8 protein-coding genes are annotated in these 6,307 nt (G+C 44.6%); 1 reads left to right on the forward strand and 7 read right to left on the reverse strand.

Going from position 1 to position 6,307, the window contains the following annotated elements; genetic code table 11:
* The coding region (locus JWJ90_RS22200) for a hypothetical protein (RefSeq protein ID WP_205229410.1) at positions 1-255 on the forward strand (255 nt) is incomplete at its 5' end.
* A gap of 14 nt (positions 256-269) precedes the next feature.
* On the opposite strand, the gene JWJ90_RS22205 is transcribed toward JWJ90_RS22200, so the two are convergent.
* The 7 genes from JWJ90_RS22205 to JWJ90_RS22235 all read right to left on the reverse strand — a co-directional run bounded on the left by JWJ90_RS22205 (position 270) and on the right by JWJ90_RS22235 (position 5,994).
* A complete protein-coding gene (locus JWJ90_RS22205) occupies positions 270-842 on the reverse strand; it encodes a class I SAM-dependent methyltransferase (protein ID WP_205229411.1) in 573 nt (190 codons plus the stop codon).
* An 881-nt stretch (positions 843-1,723) separates the two neighbouring features.
* Entirely contained in the window at positions 1,724-1,987 is a 264-nt protein-coding gene (locus JWJ90_RS22210) for a Txe/YoeB family addiction module toxin (protein ID WP_205229412.1), read from the reverse strand.
* Entirely contained in the window at positions 1,984-2,226 is a 243-nt protein-coding gene (locus JWJ90_RS22215; RefSeq protein WP_205229413.1) for a type II toxin-antitoxin system Phd/YefM family antitoxin, read from the reverse strand. Before JWJ90_RS22215 ends, JWJ90_RS22210 begins: the two co-directional genes overlap by 4 nt.
* 213 nt (positions 2,227-2,439) lie before the next feature.
* A complete protein-coding gene (locus JWJ90_RS22220; RefSeq protein WP_205229414.1) occupies positions 2,440-3,627 on the reverse strand; it encodes a YozE family protein in 1,188 nt (395 codons plus the stop codon).
* A gap of 270 nt (positions 3,628-3,897) precedes the next feature.
* A complete protein-coding gene (locus JWJ90_RS22225; RefSeq protein ID WP_205229415.1) occupies positions 3,898-4,233 on the reverse strand; it encodes a hypothetical protein in 336 nt (111 codons plus the stop codon).
* A 217-nt stretch (positions 4,234-4,450) separates the two neighbouring features.
* Positions 4,451-5,077, reverse strand: coding sequence for a hypothetical protein (locus JWJ90_RS22230; protein ID WP_205229416.1), 627 nt, complete (start codon positions 5,075-5,077; stop codon positions 4,451-4,453).
* Entirely contained in the window at positions 5,074-5,994 is a 921-nt protein-coding gene (locus tag JWJ90_RS22235; RefSeq protein ID WP_205229417.1) for an MBL fold metallo-hydrolase, read from the reverse strand. Before JWJ90_RS22235 ends, JWJ90_RS22230 begins: the two co-directional genes overlap by 4 nt.
* Positions 5,995-6,307 lie beyond the last annotated feature (313 nt).

Below are 6,307 nucleotides of genomic sequence, written 5' to 3' on the forward strand. Positions count from 1 at the left end.
TTCAGAAAGTTTGGTACAAAACAACAGCGGTGCTTCGGGATTTTTCCTCAGAATGGTGAAATTACCCCCGCAAGTACCGCCTCATGGCAAATTTATAAACGCAACCGGTTCAAAGCGGGCGTGGCTGCGGGGCGCGCAGCGAAGCAAGCGTCCCACACGAACACTTCATTTTCGTGCCTCACTCACACAATCTATCCTTATTCGTTAGCCAGTTTTCGAAAGTTGAATATGCCGGCGCAACTGGAAATCCGCTGAAATTTCACTTTAAATCATGTATTTTCAATTACTTCCAGAACTTCTTCTGCTACCCAATAGTGCTCGGTATCATCCCAATTGTCACGCCATCGCCTGGCTGCAGCGACTCTCGCAGATTCATTTGGAAAAGCGATGTCTGCGATCAGGATGCGACCGCCAGGTTTTAAGTATTTTTCTGCCACGCGGCTGATAAGCCTCACCTTATTGGTCGTGTCGAACTCATGCAGAACGTAAGCTGAGACAACCAGATCGAACGTGGTAGGTAGCGTTTGAGGCCATTCACCCAGCAGGTCGGCATGCACAAGATTAATTTTTGGAAACTTGATGCTGGTCTTTTCTAGCATTGTTTTTGAAAAATCGAGACCCCAAACAGTGCAACCCTGGATTGCAAATCGCCCAGCCAGATTGCCGGTTCCCGTCCTAAAATCCAGCACCATCAACTCGGGTCGAGGCTCTGCTAACCTTACCAAGGCAGACAAAACATTATCGTAACCGTCAAAGGGGTATTGCCCTGTTGAGTTCGAGACCGCCTCGTCGTATTGAAGCGCCCAATTGTCGAACAACTCTTTTCGTGCTGAATCAATCAAATTTATCTATCCCTGTTTACAAGTTTCTTGGGCCTCATTTCGGCAGCAGCCCCATGGCTAACGTTTGGGCTCAGCGCGTTTGCGGAGCGCGTAGCGTGTAGCCAATCCGCTGGAGCCCCTGGTGTACACTCGGCTTGGGCGTGATCTAATGGGGTGCAAATCCCCTGTATGTGAACCTTGTTTCTGTGAAATTACAGAAGCATAAATACTAGCCGAAGGCAGGTAAGCGAAGACTCCGAGGGCAGTCTCGCAAGAGCCTGTCTGAAGGAAGCCGGAGTGTAAAGCTATGGGCCGACGAACAGAAATAGCATACAAGGCCGAGTCTCCGGGCAAGTCAGCACCACATGACAAAACCCCCTGAGTCTTCGCTTACCTGGTTCAGGAGATACGGTAAATGCTGCGGTCGTGTTGTGAAAGATTACGTTCTTATCCGGGGAGACCTGCCCAACGAGCGGTAGCTGATTCAGCGGCGTCCTGTATGGCAACATGTAGGGTGATTGGGCAGGAGTCAGCAGCGGCTATATTAGGCGAAGGAAGTTACCCAACAGGAGCATGGGAAACTGGAAACGAACTCGGCGAATAGAAAAGCTGGGAGGGCTCACCCCGCTGAAGGGCCAAACCTATAGAAGAAAGTGCAACCTTATATGCTCTGCCACGCGTTGAGCCCGACCGGGGGAGCGGATAAGCAGGCGCGATGTAAGAACCATTGCACTTTCAAGTATATTTAGCAGTTGCTACCTTCTCAATGTCAAAGAGCTGCGACTATACTTCACCCGGCTACGGTTCAATGGTCTATGGGAACCGCCAAGTGCGGACCCGCACGCTTGGTGGTGTGGGGGCCGGGGGAGAAAAACCCCCCGGCTACCCGATTGTGTATGATTTTATTTATAAAGTGTCCACAACCGTATGACTTTAACTATTTTCTCTGCGTCATAAGGTTGATAGACTAATCTGTGTTGTATATTTATTCTTCGAGAATATGCACCTGATAAATCACCAACTAATTTTTCATATGGCGGAGGACTTTGATAGGGATTTTCTTTTATGATGTCTAATAACTTTTGGGCTTTAGTTTTCAGCCCTGCTGAAGAGAGTTTTTTAGCGTCTTTTTGTGCCTGTTTTGTAAAAACGAGTTCCCAACTCACCAATCAAGCTCCTTTGAGTAGTCTGAAAGATTTTCATTCAAACCTTCTTTGATTGACTCTCTCATTCCAGGAACGGAAAGCAGGTACATGGTTTCAGAAATTGCATTCCAATCTTCTTCTGATATTAAGACTGCGTTTTTTCTTTTCCCTGTAATGATAATAGGTTCGTGATTTTCTGCAGCTTCATCAATTAACCGATAAAGTTTTGACCTGGCTTCAGTTGCATTTAGAATATTCATAGCATTACCTCCTGAATGCAGCGTACGTCATTGCGACCGCCAGGTCAATGTTTTTCACACAATCGCGGTGTTGACCGGCGCCGTGCGCCGATCAGGCAAACGAAGTCGCCGTGAACGTCTTGATCAGCGGTGGCGCCACCCGAACTTGCCGCGTCTAGCGCCGCCGACAATAACGCCATCCGCTGAATTAAATTGTTGTGCTATTTCATGTAATTACTCTATTTTTGAGTGTTTTCCCCGGTTGCACTTGAAGCACAAACATCTGAGATTTTCCATATCGTCAGAACCACCCTTTGAAACAGGGATGATATGGTCAACCTCTAGGTTGGCATCACTGCCACTAGCACCACATAAAACACATTGAAATTGGTCGCGTCTCAAAACATCGTATCTTTTCGAATTGGTCATTGAGCCACGGGCATATTTCTTTTCAACTTGTTTGTTTACGTCATGCTCCTCATCTTTAAGTGGCAAAATGCCCCAAAATTTCAATTGTTCAATTAGGTTATCGACTTCGAATTTACTAATATCATCCTTCTCAATCAGTTCTTCCAAGTCTGCTTTGGTAATACCTGATAATGGTCTAAAAGATAATTCATCGAATTTGTTGTATTTGTGAAGGCATTCAAGATCAAGTACATAAATTTTTTGCGATTCTAGGCTCCATGCAAGAAACGCCTTTTCAATATCAAGTTTGCTGCCACATTCACTGCACCATGCGAATGGTTGTAGACGTTCTGGGTATTTTTGAACGTATTCAAGCCAGCTTTCTTGCATGCTTTCTATCGCAGCGTCACATGCCCCGACTGAAAGCAGATAATATTTAATTTCTTCATAGTGTGTGTTTTCTCGTGGGAACGTATTGTCATTTACAGCATCTCTTGCTATGTCTCCAACTCGATCGGGACGATCAATTTGGGGTAAAAGCCACTGATAATATGTTGACCCCGCGGCATTAACTCGGATTTTGTTGATTAATGCATTATTTTGTTTTCTGTATATTTTTGATGCAAATTCACCAAGAGCTTGTCTGCTTGCCTCTGGTATTATGAGAATTACGTCACCGCTAATATCGCAGCCACCAATCTCAGTTTTGGGGCCTGTATTCATATCAGACCACCCAACAGCACGCTCAAGCTCCTCTCCTTTGATTTTCATTTTTTTGCGAAGTCGTTTTTTCTCCGCTGATAACATTTTTTTGAATATTTTTTCTCCAACATAGGTTCGATTATGTAAGTTCTCTTTGTTTTCGTCTGAAACAAAATCATTCTCAAGCATCCACATGTAGAGGGAAGTGAATACAGACTGATTGTCTTTAAGATGGTCGAACCAGTTGCCGGGAATAATGACTGACTGTACGTCAGGGACTTCTTTGATTATTTCCCGAGGTGTACATTTCATTATAAAAATCTCCAGTGCTCGGTATCGAATTTTAGGTGTGTAATATTCAGTACAACGGGCTCTTCAGCGGGCGCGGTTTTTTTGCGCTCCGTTGAAAGAGCATGGTGTACGCCCGGCATGGGCGTGAACTTATAGGGTGCAAGTCCCCTGTACGTAGAATCTAATCACTGCCTTTTGGCAGCGATACCAAAGTACTAGCCGACGGCAGGTAAGCGAAGACTCCGAGGGCGTCTCCGCGAGGAGGGGGCTGAAGGAAGCCCGAGCGCAAAGCTATGAGCCGACGGACAGAAACAGCATATAAGGCCGAGTCACCGGGCAAGTCAACACCACATGACGAAGTCCCACGGGTTCAGGTGATACGGTAAATGCTGCGGTTGTGTAGCGACAGTTCACGTTCTTATCCGGGGAGATCTGCTCCACATGCGTTTCGTAAAGAAAAGCGCGGTTTCCGGTAACGGTCTCCGTGATGGAGCAGAAGTCAGCAGAGGCCATAATAGACAGGACGTCACCACTGATGGCTGTGTGGTGGCTGGAAACAAGCCCGGCATAGAGAGCCGGGAAAGACTTACCCTGTCGAAGGGCCGAACTTGAAGAGGGGGATGTCATTCCTCATGAGCTCCATATCGCGTTGAACCCGACCGGGCGAGCGGACACAATGGGCGCGTCATGGGAATCAAGCTTTCCAAGATAGTCGCGGTTACTGCCGTCTTTTTAAAGAACTGAAGCTATCGATTGACCGGCCACGGCCCGTCTCTCTTTGGGAACCGCCTGGTGCGGACCCGCATGCCAGGTAGTGTGGAGGCCGGGGGATAAAACCCCCCGGCTATCCGATTATAGCTTTTTCAATAATAGAAATCTTTTCCATGCATTTATCGGCGATTTCCTCAGGTTGCATTTCTACTGAAATAGATATTTGTTTCAGGCTTAAATGCGCAACTTGAGTCCGGATATACGAATTATACCATAGGCTTCTTTCAATGTACTTTCGGATCATAGCATCTTTGTCGGATGCACCTTCGCTAAAATCACTGGAGCGAACCCTTTTTTCTATTAGGGCGTCATCGGCTACAAGAAACAATCCGTCAATGTCACCTGATAGCTGTGTGATATAATCTGGTCTCAAAGCCCATCCTTCGATAACTGTGGAGGTACCCCAAGTCGAATGATTTTGAAAAACATTCAAAAGTGCAGGCCACAGAGTTTCATGTTGGTTATTGATATCCTGTATCAAATCATCTTTTTTACGTTCGATATAATATTCACGGTAATCATATTCACTCATGTAGTGAAATGCTGGGTGAGAGATAGGATTTGTGACGGCTGAAACTCCAGAACCTATATCATCAGATGAAATACAACCATATTGTAAACGACTCGCAATAACATAAGCCGTAGTCGTTTTTCCGATCATCGGTGCTCCGCCGATAAAAATGACCTTAGGATATTTCATTCAATTTCCTGCCATAACGTCGCTAATTCAGCCGCGCGGCTTTTTGCGTCGGCTGAATTAGCTTTGTTGGCATTTGCGCTCAACTCTGCAATTTTTTTTAAACCTATGTCCTCTTGCATATTTAAAAAATCAAAAAAGCCCTTACTATCTATGAAATAATTAATAGACTCGTTCCCCTTACCCAAATCTCTTTTTTCAAATAACTTGTTTTTATGTGGGTGATTTGCCAGGTTTACGCTAACTTTTGGTTCGATAGAAGCTAACGCTCTTATTCTTCTTATACTTTTAATGAAAACATTAGCGAGATCAGCGTTTTTACGTGAAGGGCTGTGCCCCCCAAACATAAATGCCCGATACGATTTCCCCATATTTTTGACCATAAATTCAATAGACAAGCAACCTTTCGTGTGGCCCGGTGTTATATAAAAAGTAAATTTTGTATCTCCAACCATCAACTCGCCCTCATCTCCTACAAACTTATTGACTACTGGAGCTTTAAATGATCCTTCCCCTTTGCTTTTTTTTGCCTGCTCTTTGGCCAGTTGATATTCAACTTTAGACATCACAACCTGACTTCCATACATTCGCTGTATATATTCAGCATTCCCGACATGATCTGAATGACCGTGAGTAACTAATATATATTTGATGTCAGCCGGATTTAAACCAACCTTTTTTACGTTGCCAGGAATCCATCGACCGTAGGGACATTCTAATGTTTCGATCAGAACGAGTCCCTCTGTGGTTTTAACTAAGTACGATGAACACCATTTATCCCCAACATAGAATACGTTGTCGAACATTTGAAAAGGTTCTACGTAGCCATTGTTATCACTTTTTTCCGGAACAAATTCATCTGCAAAGGTTGCAGGGATATTGAATAAAAATATTAAAATTAAGATCTGAATGAATTTCATGTGTCCTTTCTTATTTTAGATGCCAACACCAGCATAACCGGTGTTTTTCGCAGAGTGCAGAGAGCGTAGCGAACGAAACGGCGCGAAAAACTTCCGTGTTCATGCATTTGTTATGTTCTTACATTCCCAACATAATGCACTAAATTTGAAATTCTTCTCCATTTTATCCGAATCAAGTATTTCCATTGTAGATTCGCATTCCCGCCGCCCCGAAAATCCGCTTAAATTCTCATGAAGCATTACCAGTAACGAGAAAGTCTCTACCAGTCAAAGTAAGAAAAATGATCACCACGTGGTGTGGTCGTGGATTGCA

Source organism: Desulfobulbus rhabdoformis, assembly GCF_016919065.1.
Lineage (GTDB): Bacteria > Desulfobacterota > Desulfobulbia > Desulfobulbales > Desulfobulbaceae > Desulfobulbus > Desulfobulbus rhabdoformis.

Excerpts from the sequence above, each read along its gene's own strand:
- JWJ90_RS22215 (WP_205229413.1), bottom strand. The coding sequence starts at position 2,226 with ATGAATATTCTAAATGCAACTGAAGCCAGGTCAAAACTTTATCGGTTA.
- JWJ90_RS22220 (WP_205229414.1), bottom strand. The coding sequence starts at position 3,627 with ATGAAATGTACACCTCGGGAAATAATCAAAGAAGTCCCTGACGTACAG.
- JWJ90_RS22225 (WP_205229415.1), bottom strand. The coding sequence starts at position 4,233 with ATGACATCCCCCTCTTCAAGTTCGGCCCTTCGACAGGGTAAGTCTTTC.
- JWJ90_RS22230 (WP_205229416.1), bottom strand. The coding sequence starts at position 5,077 with ATGAAATATCCTAAGGTCATTTTTATCGGCGGAGCACCGATGATCGGA.
- JWJ90_RS22235 (WP_205229417.1), bottom strand. The coding sequence starts at position 5,994 with ATGAAATTCATTCAGATCTTAATTTTAATATTTTTATTCAATATCCCT.